Source organism: Clostridium sp. HV4-5-A1G, assembly GCF_900184915.1.
GTDB classification, from domain to species: Bacteria; Bacillota; Clostridia; order Clostridiales; family Clostridiaceae; genus Clostridium_B; species Clostridium_B aromativorans.
On sequence record NZ_FXYI02000056.1, the window covers coordinates 1 to 18,522 of the forward strand.

Sequence of the window (18,522 nt, forward strand, 5' to 3'; positions counted from 1 at the left end):
GAAAAATATAGTTAAAAAGGATTATAGTATAATTGTATTTAATCTTATATTAATTTTGAAAGGAGAAACGAATATGAAATTAATGGAACAAATATGGAATATGGCAAGAGCTGACAGAAAAAAAATTGTGCTCGCTGAAGGTGAGGAGGAAAGAACTCTTAAGGCTTGCGAAAAAATAATTAGCAATGGTATTGCTGATATAATTTTAATAGGAAATGAAAGTACTATAAGGGAAAAAGCATCAAAATTAGGAGTGAATTTAGATGGAGCTGAAATAGAGAATCCAGAGAATTCAAGCAAACTCCAAACTTATGTCAATGAATTTTATGAATTGAGAAAAAAGAAAGGAATAACCTTAGAAAAAGCTGATAAAATAGTCAGGGATCCTATATATTTTGCTACGATGATGGTTAAACTTGGAGATGTAGATGGACTTGTTTCGGGAGCTGTACATACTACAGGGGATCTTTTAAGACCCGGCCTTCAGATAGTAAAAACAGCTCCAGGAGTATCAGTAGTTTCAAGTACATTTATAATGGGAGTTCCAGATTGTGAATATGGTGATAAAGGTCTGCTGCTATTTGCAGATTGTGCAGTAAATCCATGTCCAGATGAAAATGAGCTGGCTTCTATTGCAATAACTACGGCAGAAACTGCAAAGAAATTATGCGGGATGGATCCAAAAGTTGCGATGCTGTCATTTTCAACTAAGGGAAGTGCAAAACATGATTTGGTCGACAAAGTGGTTAATGCAACTAAGATAGCTCAAAAGGCCAGACCTGATTTAAAAATAGATGGAGAGCTCCAACTGGATGCAGCCATAGTGGGAACTGTTGCAAATTTAAAGGCTCCAGGCAGCGATGTAGCAGGAAAAGCTAACGTACTAATATTCCCGGATATACAGGCAGGGAATATAGGATATAAACTTGTGCAAAGATTTGCTAAAGCTGAGGCTATAGGACCTATATCACAGGGATTTGCAAAGCCGATAAACGACTTGTCTAGGGGATGCAGCTTTGAAGATATAGTAAATGTAGTAGCAGTGACGGCCGTTCAAGCACAAGGTTAAAGTAGATTGGATCTATTTACAAATAATCATATTTAATATGAAGCGAAAACTTAATTATAAAGTGGGAGGAAGTTTGGAATGAAGATATTAGTAATGAACTGTGGAAGTTCATCATTAAAATATCAACTTATAGACATGAAGGACGAAAATGTTCTGGCAAAGGGACTTGTAGAGAGAATTGGAATAAAGGGATCTATTTTAACTCATAGGGTCAATGGTCAAAAACATATTGTAGAGCAGCCTATGGAAGATCATAAAGTTGCAGTAAAATTAGTTCTTGATGCTCTTGTGGATAAAGAATACGGTGTAATAGATGATATGTCGGAAATATCTGCAGTAGGCCATAGGGTTGTTCATGGCGGTGAAAGATATGCAAAATCTGTACTTATAGACGAAAAGGTTATGAAAGCTCTTAAAGACTGCATACCACTGGCGCCATTACATAATCCACCTAATATAATAGGTATAAATGCGTGTAGGCAATTAATGCCAGATACACCGATGGTTGGAGTATTTGATACGGCTTTTCATCAGACGATGCCAGATTATGCTTATATGTATCCTCTTCCTTATGAATTGTATGAAAAATATAAAATCAGAAAATATGGATTTCATGGTACTTCTCATAGATTTGTATCTATAGAAGCAGCTAAATTGATGGGAAAAGATATAAAAGAACTTAAGATTATAACGTGTCATTTGGGAAATGGAGCTAGCATATGTGCAGTGGATAAGGGAAAATCGGCGGATACTAGTATGGGATTCACACCCCTTGCGGGGCTTGCCATGGGAACTAGGTGTGGAGATATAGATCCAGCTGTAATACCATTTTTGATGAATGCAACAGGTCTGTCTATAAATGATATTGATGTAATGATGAACAAAAAATCAGGAGTGCTTGGAGTTTCAGGAGTTAGCAGTGATTTTAGAGATGTAGAAAGTGCAGCTAATTCCGGGAATAAGAGGGCAAAACTGGCATTGGATCTATACTATCATAGGGTTAAATCCTTTATAGGGGCTTACGCTGCGGTTTTGAACGGTGTAGATGCCATAGTATTTACAGCAGGGCTTGGGGAAAATTCAGCTACCAGCAGGGCTGCTGTATGCGGTGGACTTGGTTATCTTGGAATTAAAATAGACCCTGAAAAAAATAACATAAGGGGAGAAGCATTGGAGATAAGTACTTCTGATTCAAAGGTAAAAGTATTTGTAATTCCTACAAATGAGGAACTCATGATAGCCAGGGATACCAAGGACATAGTGAAAAATCTTAAATAGGATATAAAACTTGACTTTTAATGCTCATCTCTATATAATAAATTGTGGCTAATGTATAGAGGTGAGTATTATGGAATTGAATATATCGGAATTATTTGATAAGGATGTATTATCAAGAGAACTTGAACTTACAATAGAAGATGAGGGGTTCTACTATGGCGGGGAGTACATGAAATTTCTGCAGCCCATGAATTTTAGTGGAACTTTAACTAGGGCAGAGGATGTTTTTATATTAGCTGGGAAATTACATTGTTTGTTACAGCTCACTTGTTCAAGATGTTTTGAAAAATTTCCATATGCTGTAGACATATCTATTGCTGAAAAGTTCACAAATAACGCAGTTGGAGATGACGAAATCATCTTCATAAATGGTGATATAATAGATATTACAGAAATATTAGAGAATAATATTATATTGAGCTTGCCAATTAAAAGGCTCTGCAAAGAAGATTGTAAGGGTTTATGTCAAAAGTGCGGCACTAATTTAAATTATTCTCAGTGTCAGTGCAGAGATGATGATATTGATCCAAGATTGGCAAAATTAAAAGATATGCTTTTTACTGATTAAGGAGGTGTTTACTTTGGGAAATCCAGCCGGAAAAACTTCAAGAGCAAAAAAAAATTCGAGAAGAGCACAGACTTTTAAACTGAACTTACCGGATTTAGTTGAGTGTCCTCAGTGTCATGAAATGAAACTTGCTCATAGAGTATGTAAAAATTGTGGATATTACAAGGGCAAAGAGGTTGTTGCAACTGAAAATTAATAAAAGAAAGTCCTGAGGCTTTCTTTTTTTGTATAGATAAGACAGTATTTATAAGATTGGTTAGTGTGTAAAAGGGGAGAGGATATATGATAATTGCTGTAGATGGGATGGGGGGAGATTTTGCACCTTCGGCTGTAGTTGAAGGTGCAGTTGGAGCTGTTAAAGAAACTGATGTAGATATAATAATAACGGGCAGAGAGAAGAAAATTGAAGAGGAGTTATCCAAATACAGTTATCCTAAAGATAAAATAAGTGTTTTAAATACTCCTGAAATTATAACCACTGAAGAAGCGCCTGTTATGGCAGTTAGAAAGAAGAGAAATTCAAGTTTAGTTAAAGCACTGACTCTTGTAAAGGAAAAAAAGGTAGATGCAGTTGTATCGGCAGGAAGCACAGGAGCCTTTATGGCAGGTGCTACTTTAATTGTAGGTAGAATCAAAGGTGTTGACAGAGTGGCGCTGGCGCCTGTTATGCCGGGAAAAAATGGAGATTTTATGGTCATAGATGCGGGAGCCAATGTGGATTGTAAACCTCAATATTTGCTGCAGTTTTCTCTTATGGGTAAAATATATTTGGAAAATGTTTTAAAAAAGGAGAATCCATCTATAGGACTCATAAATATAGGTGTGGAAGAGGAAAAGGGAAATGAGCTGACCAAAAGTGCCTATAAGATTTTAAAGAAAATGGATTTTAATTTTGTTGGCAACGTGGAACCAAGGGATATTGCAGCGGGAGATATAGATATATTAGTCTGTGATGGAATGATTGGAAATACTGTTTTGAAGATGTATGAAGGTGTGGCACTGAATTTGTTTGAAATGTTAAAGGCAGGAATTATGAAATCCTTTAGAACTAAACTTGGTGGAATTATGCTGAAGCCGGTTTTTAGTGAAATTAAAGGTAAGATGGACTACTCTGAATATGGAGGGACAGCTTTCTTAGGTTCTAGGGGTATATGCATAAAAGCCCATGGAAGCTCAAATGGGAAAGCATTTAAAAATGCCATAAAAAGGGCTGTAGACTGTTATGACAATAAAGTTATAGATAAAATAAAATCTGAAATAGAAAAGATACCTGAAATTGAAAGTGATAATATAAAAAAGCAATAATATAAATATATTAAACTCAAATACTTAAAAACAAAATTCACTGGTATTTATTGTTGACGATACATAAGTTATGTAATATTATTTATGTAGAAAATTTTTTTGGAGGTGGAATTATGATATTTGAAAAAATACAAAAAATAATATCTGAACAACTTGGAATAGATTCACAGGAAATAAATTTGGAATCATCTTTTGTTGACGATTTAGGTGCAGATTCACTTGATATAGTCGAGTTAATAATGGCTCTGGAAACAGAGTTTGATTTAGAAATACCTGATGAGGAAGCTGAAAAAGTAAAAACAGTGGGAGATGTAGTTGAGTACATAAAAGCTCATACTGAAGAATAGATCAAATACCTTAAAGTCCCGTTTGAATACGGGGCTTTAAATTTCAAAAAGAACGCTGTGTTTTTGATTTCTTGTAGATAATCAATTATTGTATTATAGTGAATAAATAAGATGAACTTATTCTTGAATTTGATTTTATAGGCATACAGCGGGTAATTTGCTGTAAATTGAAGAATAAATTCCAAAAGGAGAAATATGAATGGATGAAAAAACAAATTATATTGAGAATGTAGAGAAAAGGTTGAATATATGTTTTAAAGATAAAGAATTGATTGAAATAGCATTGACCCATAGTTCCTATGCCAATGGAAGAAAAAATGTAAAATTTAATGAAAGGCTGGAATTCTTGGGAGATTCTGTATTGCAGCTTTGTATATCAGAATATTTATTTTCAATGTATAAAAATAAGCCTGAAGGTGAGCTTACTAAAAAGAGATCCCTTATAGTTTGCGAAAATTCTCTCTATGAAATAGCCAGGAAATGGGATATAGGGAAATACATAAAAATGAGCAGAGGGGAAGAACTTACAGGGGGAAGAGAGAGAACATCCATACTTGCAGATTGTGTGGAAGCTATTATTGCAGCAGTTCATGTGGATTTTGGATATGAGAGGGCCAGAAAATTTATCATTGATAATTTTAATGGTATTATACAAAAGGCCATGGAAAATAAAATAGTACTGGATTATAAAACCAGGCTTCAGGAGATTCTTCAAAAAAATGGAGATGTATCTATAGACTATGTGCTTATAAGCTATGACGGACCACCTCATAGGAGAAAATTTTATACCGAGGTGTGCATGGATAAAAATGTGTTGGGAAAAGGCATGGGTTACAGTAAAAAAGAGTCGGAGCAGAATGCGGCACACAATGCCCTGAACAAATTGGATTTTAAGACCAGCGGCAGAGTTTAGAGAGGTAAAATAGATGAAAAATAGACATTATATAATACCTATATTTGTACCTAATGAAGGATGTCCGCATAAGTGTGTTTTTTGTAATCAAAGTATCATTACAGGAAATGGGCAAGTGGTTGATGCTGATTTTGTCAGAAAAACTGTGGAAGAATATCTAAAAACTATAAGAAGAGAAAATTCAACAGTGGAAATTTCATTTTTTGGAGGGACTTTTACGGCTATTCCAATGAAAAGACAAAGGGAACTTTTAAAAATAGCTAAAGAATACAAGGATAGTGGAGATATAGATTTTATACATCTCTCTACAAGGCCGGATTATATAAATAAGAATATACTGGATAATTTAAAGTATTATTCAGTGAAGGTAATAGAGCTGGGTATACAGTCCCTGGATAGAGAAGTTCTTGTAAAATCAGGGAGGGGTCATTCTCCAGAAGATGTTAAAAGGGCGTCTTTCCTTATAAAAGAATATGGCTTTACATTGGGACATCAAGTGATGCTGGGATTACCCTGTGATAGCTTTGATAAAGATATAAAGACTGTAAAGGAGTCCATAGCCATGAAGCCAGATATATACAGATTGTATCCTGCTCTTGTAATAAAGCAAACACCTATGGAAATAATGTATAGAAAAGGAATATATAAACCCTATGATCTAGATGGTGCAGTAGATGTATGTAGAACTCTGTACTGTATTTTAAGGGCAAATAAAATAAATGTAATTAGAATTGGACTTCAACCTACAGAGGAAATAAATGTTGGAGCAGATGTGGTGGCAGGACCTTTTCATCCAGCCTTTAGAGAACTGGTGGAAGGAAGTATTTATAATAGTATTTTAGAACACATTATACCTGAATCATATGAAGGTGAGGTGGAGGTAAGAATAAATAATAGAGACTTATCTAAATTGTATGCAGATAAAAAGAAATATTTCATAAAGCTGGAAGAAAAATTGAGAAGATGTTCTATAAAAGTCATACAGAGCAGTGCGGTTAATAGGGAAACCCTAATTGTAGACGGTAAAGATTTTAGTAAGACCCTGTCAGTAGAGGATTATATAACGAAGGAATATTTAAATAAAATTATAGTATGAGGAGAGTGAATGTTGTGAGAAAACAGGCCAGAGATAAAATGACTAAAGCAATTGTGTTTTTTGTAGTACTTATATTTATAATGGGATTACTGCCAATGTTTTTTAGGTAAGGAGTGTCTAGTTTATGTTTTTAAAAACTATTGGTATGAGGGGGTTCAAATCCTTTGCAGATAAAACAGAATTGGTATTTACAGATGGGATTACCTCTATTGTAGGACCAAATGGAAGTGGGAAAAGTAATATCTCAGATGCGGTTAAGTGGGTACTTGGAGAACAGAGCATAAAGAATTTAAGGGGAGGGAAAATGGAGGATGTAATTTTTGCAGGGACTCAATTTAGAAAACCTGTAGGATTGTGTCAAGTTTCTCTTACCTTAGATAATACGGACAAGAAGCTTCCTATAGATTATTCAGATGTTACAATTTCCAGAAGACTTTATAGATCTGGAGAAAGCGAATACTATATAAATAATACACAGTGTAGGCTAAAAGATATAAATGAACTTTTTATGGATACGGGTATAGGGAGAGAGGGCTATTCCATAATAGGACAAGGTAATATAGAGTCTATTTTGAATGGCAAACCAGAAGATAGAAGAGGTATTTTGGAGGAGGCAGCAGGAATTGTAAAATTCAGGTGGAGAAAGGAAGAATCAGAAAAAAAACTTGAGAATACCCATATTAATTTATTGAGAATAGGAGATATCTTGGAAAGTTACAGGGGCAGATTGGAACCTCTTGAAATTGAAAGAAAAAAAGCCAATGAATTTTTGAAGTTATCTAAAAAATTGAGAGAAATGAAAATAAATATGCTGATTCATTCCATTGAAAAATTAGAGGACAAAATAGATAAAATAAAAAAATCTTCAGAATCTGCTGAACAGGACACTAAAGAATTGAATTCAGAATTTGTTGAATTAAAATTAAATGTAAGTCAATTAAATGAAGAAATGGAAAATTTAAACAGAGAGAATACCAGCCGTAGAAAAAATTATTATGAAAACAGGGAGAGGGTTCAAAAGGCAAGCAGCGATGTAAAACTATTAGTACAGCAGACTGAAAGCATAAAAAAAGTTATAGAAAAAGATATGCTGGAGCTGAATGTGATAGAGGATAAAAGGGTTCAAAATATGCAGCAGAAGAAAATACAGGAAGATACTCTATCTGAATTGAAGATAACTAAAAAAGAGATAAGTGATGAGCTGGAGGAACAGAATAATTTTGTGAAAATTATTGAGAAAAGTATAGAGGAGAAAGAAGATCTATATAGGAATCTTAAAGAAGATGAAATAGAACATTTAAGAAATATATCCAGTTTAAAAAATGATATAATTTCAATTAAAAAAGATATAAGGGATATGACGGAAAAAATTCAAAGTATGAAGACATCCTGTGAAAGCTATATTCATTCTATTAAAATAAATTCCAACACTAAGAAAATGGTACTTTTAAAAATGGATGATATAGAAAGTCGTGTTAAAGAATATCAATTTAATATTGATGAAAATAGGAAAAAAATTTTGAAACTAAATGAAGTTTTTTCGTCCAGACAAAAAAAATTAAGTGAATTAAACGCAGTTTACAATAAATTAGAGGCAAATCATACTATGCTGGTAAATCTTAAGGAACACTACGAAGGATATAATAGAGCGGCAAGAGTACTTATGATGGAAATAAAAAAGGGTAAGCTTCATATTACTGAGAATGATTGCTTTTTGGTAGGAGAAGTTATAACTCTTGAAAAAAAATTTGAAACCTGTATAGAGATTGCCCTTGGAAGTTCTATATCAAATATAATAACCAAAGATGAAATTATGGCTAAAACTCTTATAAAATATTTAAAAAATAATAATATGGGGAGGGCTACATTTTTACCTCTTACTACAATTAAGGGGAAAAAAATATTAAAGAGTGACAGATTGAAAAATGTAAAAGGCTATATAGGTATTGCCAGTGATCTTTTAGAATGTAAAAGTGGATTTAAGAAAATTATGGAGTATATATTGGGAAGGACAATAATTTGTAGTGATATGGACAGTGCCCTTAAAATAGCTAAATTAAGTGGGTATAGTTTTAAGATAGTAACTCTTTTAGGAGATATGGTAAATCCGGGAGGATCTCTTACAGGAGGAAGTATCAGGAAAAAAAACAGCAGCATAATAGGAAGAAAGAGAGAGATAGAAGAAATATCTACAAATATAAAAGATATACAGGTAAAAATACAGAATTTGAAAGAGAAAATAAGTGATAATAAGGAGGCCATGACTAGAAATAATGAAGATGTTTTGTCTTTGAAAGATAAAATTTATGCAGAAAATATAGAAAAGACTAAAATGAAGGGCCAGATAGATAATATAGAAGGGGAAAATTCAAAGTTACTGGAAAATATAAATATATCAAATAGAGAAATAGAGATAATTTCTAAAAATAAAGCAAATAAAGAAGTTAAATTACAAGAAGAAGAGGGAAATTTAAAAATACTTTATGAAAAACAAAGCCAAAATAACAAACATATCCTGCAGATGGAAGAAGAATTAAAAAATAAAAAAAAGGATTCTGAGAATAAAAAAGAGAGTCTCACTCAATTAAAAATAAAAATAGCGAAAACTGATGAGAATATCTTAAATAGATCACAGGAACTAAAAAGATTAGAAGAGGAAATAAAGGAATTGGACTCAAAAAAATCTAATATAAATATGGAAATTGAAAAGTGCAGGAGAGATATACATGACTGCGAATTGAAAAAAGTTACAAATTTTAAAAATATAGACAATGCAAAACTGAAAATAGAAGAATTACAGGGAATTATGGAAGAAAATAATTTAAAAATTACAAGACTCAAAGACAATATAAAAATGAATAATGAAAAATTGGAAGATTTAGCCCTTGTAGTAAATAAAAAGGAGCAGGGACTTCACAAAATGCAGTTATCTATTGCTAAGCTTTCAACAGAAAAAGATAATATGTATTTGAAATTGAAAGAAGATATGGAAATTACCTATGAGAATGCTCTAAAATATAAAAATGACATAGATAATTTAAATGAGTACAATGAAGAAATATTAAATTTGAAAAATAGTATATCTAAACTTGGGGCAGTTAATCTGGGAGCTATAGAAGAATATGATTCATTGAAAGAGAAAGTTACGTTTTTGAGTTCACAAAAGGAAGATCTGGTAAAGTCTAAGAATGAACTGGAAAATGTGATAGATATGATGACGGAAAAAATGAGAATGCTCTTTAAAAAAAATTTTAGTAAATTGAGAGAAAATTTTAATTCTATATTTAAAGAATTGTTTAATGGAGGAAATGCAGATTTGATCCTTGTAAATGGTGACGAGCTCACTGCAAATATAGATATAACAGTCCAGCCTCCAGGTAAAAAACTGCAAAATATAAATCTCCTATCGGGAGGTGAAAAGGGACTTTCCGCCATAGCGCTGCTATTTGCTATACTCAAGATTAAACCAACTCCTTTTTGTATACTGGATGAAATAGAAGCTGCATTAGATGATGCAAATGTGATGAGATATGCAAAATTTCTTAGAAAATTTGCTGAGAATACTCAATTTATTATCATAACTCATAGAAAGGCAACTATGGAAGTAAGTGATGTGATGTATGGAGTTACTATGGAGGAAAAAGGTATTTCAAAAATAGTTTCTGTGGATTTGAAAGAGAATTACTAAAAAGGTATATTTAACAACAAAATATATAGAAAATGGGAAGGTAAATAAAAATGTTTAAAGAATTTTTTGACAAATTGAGGAACGGTCTTGAAAAAACTAAAAGCAACCTGACGGGAAGAATAACGGACATGTTGAGCAGAGCTGTAACTATAGATGAGGAGCTGTATGATGAGCTAGAAGAGATACTTATAACTGCGGATATAGGTGTAGAAACTACAGTGTATATTATAGATAGATTGAAGGAGAAAATAAAAGAAGATAAAATAAAAGATCCCAATTTATTAAATGACTGTTTAAAGAAGATAATTATAGACATACTGGGTGAGGAGGAAAACAGTATTGTACCTAAGCAAATTCCAGAGATAATATTGGTAATAGGGGTAAATGGAGTGGGAAAAACTACTTCCATAGGAAAGATATGCTATAAACTAAAGGATAGAGGATATAAAGTGATTATGGCTGCAGCGGATACTTTTAGAGCTGCTGCCATAGATCAACTTGAGGTGTGGAGTGAGAGGGCTGGTGTCGAAATAATAAAGCATCAAGAGGGTTCAGATCCAGCAGCAGTTGTATTTGATGCAATTCAGGCATCAAAAGCTAGAAAAGCAGATGTGTTGATATGTGATACGGCCGGAAGGCTTCACAATAAAAAAAATTTGATGAAAGAACTTGAAAAGATAAACAGAGTAATAGAAAGAGAGTATAAAGAGGCTTTTAAACAGATATTTCTCGTATTGGATGCAACTACGGGACAGAATGCAGTCCAGCAGGCAAAACAATTTACCGAAGTGTGTCCTGTAGATGGTATAATACTCACTAAACTGGATGGCACTGCTAAAGGTGGAATCGTAATATCTATAAAGCACAGTTTAAATATACCTGTAAAATTAATAGGAGTTGGAGAAGGCATTGACGATCTACAGGAATTTAAAAGTAGGGATTTTGTGGAGGCATTATTTTAAATCCTGTTAAGTATAAATACTTGACAGCATTTATTAATTTTGATATTATTTATTTGGTTAAGGTTTGGTATATGTTATTTATTTTATTAAATAAAAGAGATGATAGCGTGGAAGAGAGAATACGACTTTCCGTATTGCTTGATATATATGGTGAACTTTTAACAAAAAAACAGAGAGATGTAATGGAACTTTATTATGATGAAGATTTGTCTTTAAGGGAAATAGCAGAGCATACCAATACAAGCAGACAGGCGGTATACGATATTATAAAAAGATGTCATAAGCTTTTACTAGAGTATGAGGATAAATTACATATATTGAAAAAAAGAAAAAATTTAGAAGAAAATAAAAAATCTATCTTGAAATTTATAGATTCCCTTTGTTGCAGTGGAAATGAGGAAGTTTTAAACAAGGTAAAAGATTATGTAAAAAAGAATATTTAATTTAGGAGGATTAGAATGGCTTTTGAAGGATTGGCATCTAAGCTTCAGGAGACATTAAAAAAGCTTAGAGGTAAAGGTAAACTTTCTGAAAAAGATATAAAAGATGCTATGAGAGAAGTAAAGCTAGCACTTTTGGAAGCAGATGTTAATTACAAAGTGGTAAAATATTTCATAAAAAGTGTCAGCGAAAAATGCCTGGGTGAAGAAGTACTGAAGAGTTTGACTCCAGCACAACAGGTCATAAAAATAGTGAATGAGGAACTTACGGCTTTAATGGGAAACAGCCACAGTTCGATTGAATATAATTCCAATGGGCTGACTACAATAATGTTGGTGGGCCTGCAGGGCGCAGGGAAAACAACTATGTGTGGCAAATTAGCTCTACAGTTGAGAAAAAAGAATAAAAAGCCGCTTTTGGCAGCTTGTGATATATACAGGCCGGCTGCAATAAAACAGCTCCAGATAGTTGGAAAAGAAATAAGCATACCAGTGTTTTCCATGGGAGATAAGGCAGCAGCGGTGGATATATGCAAAGGAGCTGTGGAGTATGCTAAAAATAATAATTTCAATGTACTCATAGTGGATACGGCGGGTAGACTTCAGATAGATGAAAAATTGATGAATGAATTGGGCCAGATTAAGGAAGAGGTCAATCCCGATGAAATACTGCTTGTAGTGGATGCCATGACAGGTCAGGATGCAGTAAATGTGGCCTCAAGCTTTAATGAGAAGCTTAACATAAGCGGAGTGATACTTACAAAATTGGATGGAGATACTAGAGGAGGGGCTGCACTTTCTATAAAGTCTATGACCGGAAAACCAATAAAGTTTATTGGTGTCGGGGAAAAGATGAATGATTTTGAAGTCTTTTATCCGGATAGAATGGCTTCAAGAATACTTGGCATGGGAGATGTGCTTTCTCTTATAGAAAAAGCACAGCAATCTATTGACAAGGAAGAAGCTGAAAAGCTTGGAAGCAGGATGCTGACCAAAGAGTTTAATTTTGAGGATTTCCTGTCTATGATGCAGCAGGCTAAGAAGCTGGGACCTTTAAGTAAGCTTATGGAAATGGTACCTGGAGTCAATGCCAGGGAATTTCAAGGAATTGACTTTTCAAAAGGAGAGAAAGAGCTGGTAAAAATTGAGGCTATAATCAATTCCATGACTTTAAAAGAGAGAAGAAATCCATCGATTATAAGTGCTTCTTCATCTAGAAAGAAGAGAATAGCACAGGGATCTGGCACTACAATACAGATGGTAAATAAGCTTCTTAGGGAGTTTACGCGAATTAAAAAGATGATGAAACAGTTTGGTGGAATGAAAAAAGGTTTTAAAAAGGGACCATTTGGAAAGCTCCCTTTTTAGATATAGTAGTAAAATAGTTTGTTGTCCACTTTAAGGAGGTGATATAGATGGCTGTAAAGATAAGATTGAGGAGAATGGGTGCAAAAAAAGCTCCCTTTTATAGAATAGTTGTGGCAGATTCAAGGTTTCCAAGAGATGGTAGATTTATAGAAGAAATAGGGTATTATAACCCTACGACTGACCCTAATACTGTTAAATTTGATGAAGAAAAAGCTATAAAATGGATAAAAAATGGAGCTCAACCAACTGAAGTAGTTAAGAAGATTTTCGATAAATCTGGATTGAAGGATAAACTTGGTAAGTAGTTAACTGGGGGTGTATTAAGTGAAAGAGCTAGTGGAAATAATTGCTAAATCGTTAGTGGATAACCCAGATATGGTTCAAGTAAATGAGATTGTAGGTGAGCAGTCTATAATTCTTGAATTAAAAGTTGCACAAGAAGATATGGGAAAGGTAATAGGTAAACAGGGGAGGATAGCTAAAGCTATAAGAACTGTTGTAAAAGCAGCAGCTATAAAGGAAAATAAGAGGGTTGTTGTGGAGATAATATAAGAGTTAGATTATCTAACTCTTATATTTGTATTTGAGTATAATGTGAATTCTTGAATAAACCAATTGAAACCATATATGTTTTAAGTTACATTATAGTGGAAAAGAGGTGGATGAAATCTGCTTATTATAAATGTGATCTTAAAATTTTAATTGCAGCATGATTTAATTTTTAATATGCAGAATATTACTCTATGAAAAAATTTATAACTATAGGGGAAATAATAAATACACATGGAATAAAAGGGGAGTTAAAGGTATATCCGCTGACCGATGATCCTAAAAGATTCAATAAATTGGATGTAGTGTATATAGAGGGAGTACCGAAGAAAATACTTGAATGTAAGTTTCAATCCAACAGAGTTATACTTAAAGTTCAAAGTATTGATTCCATAGAAGAAGCCCTTCCCTATAAGGGAAAATACCTGGAAGTTCCAAGAGAGAATGCAGTTGAGCTGAAGGAAGGAACATATTTTATTGCGGATATAATAGGTTGTTCTGTAGTAGATGAAGAAGGTGTATTTTATGGGAAAGTTGGAGATGTACTTCATACTCACAGCAATGACGTATACTGGATAAAGGGGAAAGATGAACTGCTTATTCCCGCCATAAAGGATGTAATAGTGAATATAGATGTGAAAAAAGAAGAGATAGTTATAAAGCCGGTGAAAACATGGATGTAAAGATAGACATACTCACTCTTTTTCCCCAGATGTTTGATGTATTTAATTATAGCATAATAGGAAGAGCACTCAGAAATAATATATTGAGTATAAATACCATTGATATAAGAGAATTTACTAAGGATAAACACAGAAAAGTAGATGATTACCCATATGGCGGCGGGGCTGGTATGATAATGACTGTACAGCCTATTGTTGATTGTATAAAAGAAGTAAAGACTAGAAACAGTGGGAAAGTTATTTATTTAGGACCTAGGGGAAAAACATTTAACCAATCTATTGCAAGAGAACTTTCAAGAGAAAGTGAATTGATATTTTTGTGTGGGCATTATGAAGGAATAGATGAGAGAGTATATAAATATATAGATATGGAAATATCTATTGGTGATTTTGTAGTAACTGGTGGTGAAATGGCATGTATACCAATTGTAGACAGCATATGCAGAATGATACCTAATGTACTGTCCAGTAAGGAAAGCTATATGGAGGAATCCTTTTACAATGGATTGCTTGAATATCCGCAATATACCAGACCGGAATGTTTTCAAGGAAACGATGTACCTGAAATTCTCTTATCAGGACACCATGAAAATATAAGAAGATGGAAGAGAGCAAAATCCCTTATAATTACCAGAAATAAGAGACCAGATTTATTTAAAAAAATCTCATTATCAGAAGAAGACAAAAAGCTTATCAAACTCTATGATGAAAATAGATAATAAATATATTTTTAAAATAAGTTGAAAATGAAATGCATATGTGTTAAAATTTGTTTGTGCTGCACGAGCGTTCCGCTGTCTGTAAATATGCTGGATAAGAACGTTGAATAATTATTAGGAGGTAATGCACAGTGTTAGATATAATAAAACAGATAGAAGGTAAACAGATTAGAACAGATTTACCGGATTTTAATGTAGGAGATACGGTAAAAGTCCACGTAAAGATTAAAGAGGGAAACAGGGAAAGAATACAGATTTTTGAAGGTGTAGTTTTAAAGAGGCAAAATGGAGGAATAAGGGAAACTTTTACAGTTAGAAGAGTTGCCTATGGTGTAGGAGTTGAAAGAACATTTCCAGTTAATTCTCCTATAATAGATAAGATACAGGTAGTGAGAAGAGGTAAAGTGAGAAGAGCAAAATTATACTACTTAAGAGATAGAGTAGGTAAAGCAGCTAAGGTAAAAGAAATATTAAGATAAAAAGGGGCTTTATAAAGTCCCTTTTTTAAGTATTAAGGTGGTGTAAATTTTTAATGAAGGAATTGATAGAAATAGGTAAGTCCATATTGATAGCTGTTGTAGCAGCGTTTTTAATCATAACCTTTGTATTTGAAACTGTAAGTGTAGATGGACATTCTATGGATCCTACTTTAAACAATGGAGATAGGCTGATTGTAGAGAAAGTAAGTTATTACTTTAGAGCGCCTAAGCCCGGTGACATAGTGGTAATAAAATATCCTGCTGATCCTAAGGAAAAGTTTATTAAAAGAGTAGTAGGCGTTGGAGGGGATAGAGTAAAGATTGAAAATGGAAAGTTATACGTAAACGATGTTGTAAAAAATGAGCCCTATATATTGGAAGCTATGACGTCAAATTTTAATGAAGTTACAGTACCTGAAAATACAGTATTTGTAATGGGGGATAATAGAAACAACAGCAGGGACAGCAGATTTCCTGATGTGGGATTTGTAAGCTATAAAATGGTGGTCGGAAGAGCGGCATTTAGGATATATCCTTTTAATAGAATGGGAGGGTTAAGCACAGTTCAAAATTAGAAAGGAAGAAATTTTATATGACTATAAATTGGTTTCCCGGGCATATGGCCAAAACCAGAAAAGAAATAAAGGAAAATCTAAAATTAGTAGATGTGGTTATAGAGATGAGAGATGCCAGGATAATAAGATCCAGTAAAAACCCGGATATAGAGGATATATGTGGTTCTAAACCCAGGATGATACTGTTGAATAAAAGTGACTTGGCGGAGGAAAATATAACTAAATTGTGGGTGGAATATCTTTCTAAAGACAGTATAAGTGTATTGTCGGTAAACTGTAATACAGATAGAGGTTTGAAAAATATAAAAACTGAGGTAAATAAACTTTTAAAAGAGAAGCATAGTAGAATGAAGAAAAAGGGAATTTCTAAGATAATTGACAGGGCAATGGTAGTAGGTATACCCAATGTGGGAAAATCTTCTCTTATAAATAAATTAGCTAAAGGCAGGATAGCTAAAATTGGGGATAAACCTGGAGTTACTAAAAGTAAACAGTGGATTAAAACTAAATTGGGGATAGAGCTTATGGATACTCCGGGAATATTGTGGCCAAAACTTGAAAGTGAAGAAACTAGACTTAATTTGGCATTTACTGGGGCAATAAAAGATGAGATTATGGATATAGAAGAGCTGACATTGAATCTTGTAGAATTTTTGTGTAGGTATTATCCAGACAGGCTTAAAGCCAGGTATAAACTTGATAGATTAAGTGAAATGCCTTTGGAGAATGTTGAAAACATAGCTAGAAAAAGAGGAGCTATAGTTTCCGGTGGTAGAGTGGACTACAATAGAGTATCTGTTTTGATTTTGGATGAATTTAGGGGAGGAAAATTGGGGCCTATCTCTCTGGAAAGACCCTAGAAAATTCTGAAAGGTGTATATTAAATGAACATGGATAATTTTAATTGGAATAGACTAGAAGAATATAAATTTGAGGATATAAAGAGAAAAGTGAATTTTGTAAAGAAAAATTATTTCCATTTGAAAGAAGATATTATAGATAAAATACTGAGGGATTTAAAATCTGACAGCAGAAAAAATGTAAATGCTCTATCTGTAAGTTTCTATAATTTTGTTGTAAATAAAAAAAGAGAAATAAAAAGAATAAAAGAGATGTATTCCTTCGATAAAAAATTTGGCCGCTATATATATACTGCAGGAGCAGATGAAGTAGGAAGGGGACCGCTGGCAGGTCCTATAGCTGCTGCTGCAGTTATATTGAATTTGGATTGTAAAAATGATGAAGAACTTATTCTGGGAATAAAAGATTCAAAAAAACTTACTCCAAGACGGAGGAGTGAACTTTCAGAGGAAATAAGGCATAGGGCTTTAGGATATAATATTTCGGTTATAAATAATGTGGAAATAGATAAAAGGGGAATTTCCTGGTGCAATAATGAAGTATTAAAAAGAGCCGTAGAAGGGTTGAAATTGCCCGTAAATATGGTCTTGTCTGATGGATATTCCATAAAAAATTTATATAACAACAACGAATTTATAATAAAAGGTGATGCTAAAAGTGCAAGTATAGCAGCGGCTTCAATTATAGCCAAGGTTTACAGGGACAGCCTTATGAAAGAATATTCCCATATATATACTGAGTATGGATTTGAGCATAATTCAGGCTATGGGACTGAAGAACATATAAAAGCTATAAAAAAATATGGGATCTGCAAGATACACAGAAAAAGTTTTTTGAAAAATATAATGTGAATTATTAAAATTCGAATCAAAAAAAGTATATAACTTATATTTGAAAAGCATCTTTAATAAGCTTTACGGATGGAATGTTATTATAGGTGTTGAATATTATTTCTATGACATCAAATCTAAAATTAAATTTATATAATTTTTTTTTCATTATATATACAGTGGCTGTTTTATATATTTTAGCTTGTTTGGAATAATTTACGGCTTCACAGGGGCTTCCATATAACTTGCCATAACGGGATTTAACTTCTACAAAACAGAGATAATTTCCGTCTTTTCCTATAATATCAACTTCTCCTGTTTTACACCGAAAATTTCTTTCCAATATTGTGTATCCAATTTCTCTAAGGTAATTTTCAGCTACATCCTCACCCAGGGAACCTATATTCTTATTGAAAGAATGCATGGATTTTCCACCTTCTATTTTTAGAATTTTTTATTATTATAGCATTTATATCGAATACTTGCATTGTATATAGTATTTAAGCTCAAAAATTAATTTTATGTATAGGTTTTCCTATCTGTGTACATCTATTGAAATTGTTTTTAATTCGCTGATAAAATTTGGCATATATACATTTATGCAGATCAGTAAAAAAAATATAGAGAGTACACTTCCAATACTTATCATATCACTATTCTTCCTTCCTATTCCTGTGAGAATCAATACAATGCCCACTATAAGACCTAGTATAACTAAAAGAAAGTACATATAATATTCCCCCTAACAATGTTTAAAATTTATCCTAAATTATATATATTATACAATTATTG

Annotated in this window: 23 protein-coding genes; 21 read left to right on the forward strand and 2 right to left on the reverse strand. The window is 33.0% G+C overall.

The genetic code is table 11. The features are described 5' to 3' along the window. Nucleotides 1–73: 73 nt before the first annotated feature. The 21 genes from pta (at nucleotide 74) to J5G60_RS08095 (ending at nucleotide 17,751) form a co-directional block, all read left to right on the forward strand. A complete protein-coding gene (pta, locus tag J5G60_RS07995) occupies nucleotides 74–1,069 on the forward strand; it encodes a phosphate acetyltransferase (protein ID WP_150355881.1) in 996 nt (331 codons plus the stop codon). A gap of 78 nt (nucleotides 1,070–1,147) precedes the next feature. Further along, on the forward strand, nucleotides 1,148–2,347 hold the full coding sequence (locus J5G60_RS08000) for an acetate kinase (RefSeq protein WP_150355882.1): 1,200 nt from the start codon (nucleotides 1,148–1,150) through the stop codon (nucleotides 2,345–2,347). A gap of 70 nt (nucleotides 2,348–2,417) precedes the next feature. Next, a complete protein-coding gene (locus tag J5G60_RS08005) occupies nucleotides 2,418–2,915 on the forward strand; it encodes a YceD family protein (RefSeq protein WP_150355883.1) in 498 nt (165 codons plus the stop codon). 13 nt (nucleotides 2,916–2,928) lie between these two features. After that, nucleotides 2,929–3,111, forward strand: a complete 183-nt coding sequence (gene rpmF / locus J5G60_RS08010) for a 50S ribosomal protein L32 (protein ID WP_150355884.1) — start codon at nucleotides 2,929–2,931, stop codon at nucleotides 3,109–3,111. Nucleotides 3,112–3,197: 86 nt separating this feature from the next. Next, complete coding sequence (plsX, locus tag J5G60_RS08015; protein WP_150355885.1) at nucleotides 3,198–4,220, forward strand: phosphate acyltransferase PlsX; 1,023 nt, start codon at nucleotides 3,198–3,200, stop codon at nucleotides 4,218–4,220. A 113-nt stretch (nucleotides 4,221–4,333) separates the two neighbouring features. Further along, a complete protein-coding gene (gene acpP, locus J5G60_RS08020) occupies nucleotides 4,334–4,567 on the forward strand; it encodes an acyl carrier protein (protein ID WP_150355886.1) in 234 nt (77 codons plus the stop codon). Nucleotides 4,568–4,766: 199 nt separating this feature from the next. Next, entirely contained in the window at nucleotides 4,767–5,480 is a 714-nt protein-coding gene (gene rnc, locus J5G60_RS08025) for a ribonuclease III (protein WP_150355887.1), read from the forward strand. Nucleotides 5,481–5,493: 13 nt separating this feature from the next. Next, a complete protein-coding gene (locus J5G60_RS08030) occupies nucleotides 5,494–6,576 on the forward strand; it encodes an elongator complex protein 3 (RefSeq protein ID WP_150355888.1) in 1,083 nt (360 codons plus the stop codon). Nucleotides 6,577–6,590: 14 nt separating this feature from the next. Beyond that, entirely contained in the window at nucleotides 6,591–6,686 is a 96-nt protein-coding gene (locus J5G60_RS08035; RefSeq protein ID WP_150355889.1) for a DUF4044 domain-containing protein, read from the forward strand. 14 nt (nucleotides 6,687–6,700) lie between these two features. Beyond that, nucleotides 6,701–10,264, forward strand: coding sequence for a chromosome segregation protein SMC (gene smc, locus J5G60_RS08040; RefSeq protein ID WP_150355890.1), 3,564 nt, complete (start codon nucleotides 6,701–6,703; stop codon nucleotides 10,262–10,264). 50 nt (nucleotides 10,265–10,314) lie between these two features. Then, nucleotides 10,315–11,226, forward strand: a complete 912-nt coding sequence (gene ftsY / locus J5G60_RS08045) for a signal recognition particle-docking protein FtsY (RefSeq protein ID WP_150355891.1) — start codon at nucleotides 10,315–10,317, stop codon at nucleotides 11,224–11,226. Between the two features lie 107 nt (nucleotides 11,227–11,333). Beyond that, nucleotides 11,334–11,669, forward strand: a complete 336-nt coding sequence (locus tag J5G60_RS08050) for a putative DNA-binding protein (protein ID WP_150355892.1) — start codon at nucleotides 11,334–11,336, stop codon at nucleotides 11,667–11,669. Between the two features lie 15 nt (nucleotides 11,670–11,684). Then, nucleotides 11,685–13,034, forward strand: coding sequence for a signal recognition particle protein (gene ffh / locus J5G60_RS08055; protein WP_150355893.1), 1,350 nt, complete (start codon nucleotides 11,685–11,687; stop codon nucleotides 13,032–13,034). Nucleotides 13,035–13,081: 47 nt separating this feature from the next. Further along, nucleotides 13,082–13,339, forward strand: coding sequence for a 30S ribosomal protein S16 (gene rpsP, locus J5G60_RS08060; protein ID WP_150355894.1), 258 nt, complete (start codon nucleotides 13,082–13,084; stop codon nucleotides 13,337–13,339). Nucleotides 13,340–13,358: 19 nt separating this feature from the next. Continuing rightward, nucleotides 13,359–13,586: a KH domain-containing protein gene (locus J5G60_RS08065; protein ID WP_106008009.1), complete on the forward strand. Its 228-nt coding sequence runs from the start codon at nucleotides 13,359–13,361 to the stop codon at nucleotides 13,584–13,586. Between the two features lie 191 nt (nucleotides 13,587–13,777). Beyond that, nucleotides 13,778–14,266: a ribosome maturation factor RimM gene (gene rimM / locus J5G60_RS08070; protein ID WP_150355895.1), complete on the forward strand. Its 489-nt coding sequence runs from the start codon at nucleotides 13,778–13,780 to the stop codon at nucleotides 14,264–14,266. Beyond that, entirely contained in the window at nucleotides 14,257–14,985 is a 729-nt protein-coding gene (trmD, locus tag J5G60_RS08075) for a tRNA (guanosine(37)-N1)-methyltransferase TrmD (protein WP_150355896.1), read from the forward strand. The genes rimM and trmD overlap by 10 nt, the downstream gene beginning before the upstream one ends. Before the next feature lie 131 nt (nucleotides 14,986–15,116). Beyond that, nucleotides 15,117–15,464 carry a 50S ribosomal protein L19 gene (rplS, locus tag J5G60_RS08080; protein WP_150355897.1) on the forward strand — a complete coding sequence of 116 codons (348 nt, stop codon included), beginning with the start codon at nucleotides 15,117–15,119 and terminating at the stop codon, nucleotides 15,462–15,464. 53 nt (nucleotides 15,465–15,517) lie between these two features. Then, nucleotides 15,518–16,039: a signal peptidase I gene (gene lepB / locus J5G60_RS08085; RefSeq protein ID WP_150355898.1), complete on the forward strand. Its 522-nt coding sequence runs from the start codon at nucleotides 15,518–15,520 to the stop codon at nucleotides 16,037–16,039. Nucleotides 16,040–16,056: 17 nt separating this feature from the next. Next, on the forward strand, nucleotides 16,057–16,899 hold the full coding sequence (ylqF, locus tag J5G60_RS08090) for a ribosome biogenesis GTPase YlqF (protein ID WP_150355899.1): 843 nt from the start codon (nucleotides 16,057–16,059) through the stop codon (nucleotides 16,897–16,899). 24 nt (nucleotides 16,900–16,923) lie between these two features. Further along, nucleotides 16,924–17,751 (forward strand): ribonuclease HII, encoded by an 828-nt coding sequence (locus J5G60_RS08095; protein ID WP_150355900.1) that lies wholly within the window; start codon nucleotides 16,924–16,926, stop codon nucleotides 17,749–17,751. Nucleotides 17,752–17,785: 34 nt separating this feature from the next. Here the strand turns inward: J5G60_RS08095 and J5G60_RS08100 are convergent, their stop codons facing one another. Both J5G60_RS08100 and J5G60_RS08105 read right to left on the reverse strand, forming a co-directional pair. Beyond that, nucleotides 17,786–18,154, reverse strand: coding sequence for a YraN family protein (locus J5G60_RS08100; protein ID WP_150355901.1), 369 nt, complete (start codon nucleotides 18,152–18,154; stop codon nucleotides 17,786–17,788). 111 nt (nucleotides 18,155–18,265) lie between these two features. Next, a complete protein-coding gene (locus J5G60_RS08105) occupies nucleotides 18,266–18,460 on the reverse strand; it encodes a hypothetical protein (RefSeq protein WP_150355902.1) in 195 nt (64 codons plus the stop codon). Between the last annotated feature and the right edge of the window lie 62 nt (nucleotides 18,461–18,522).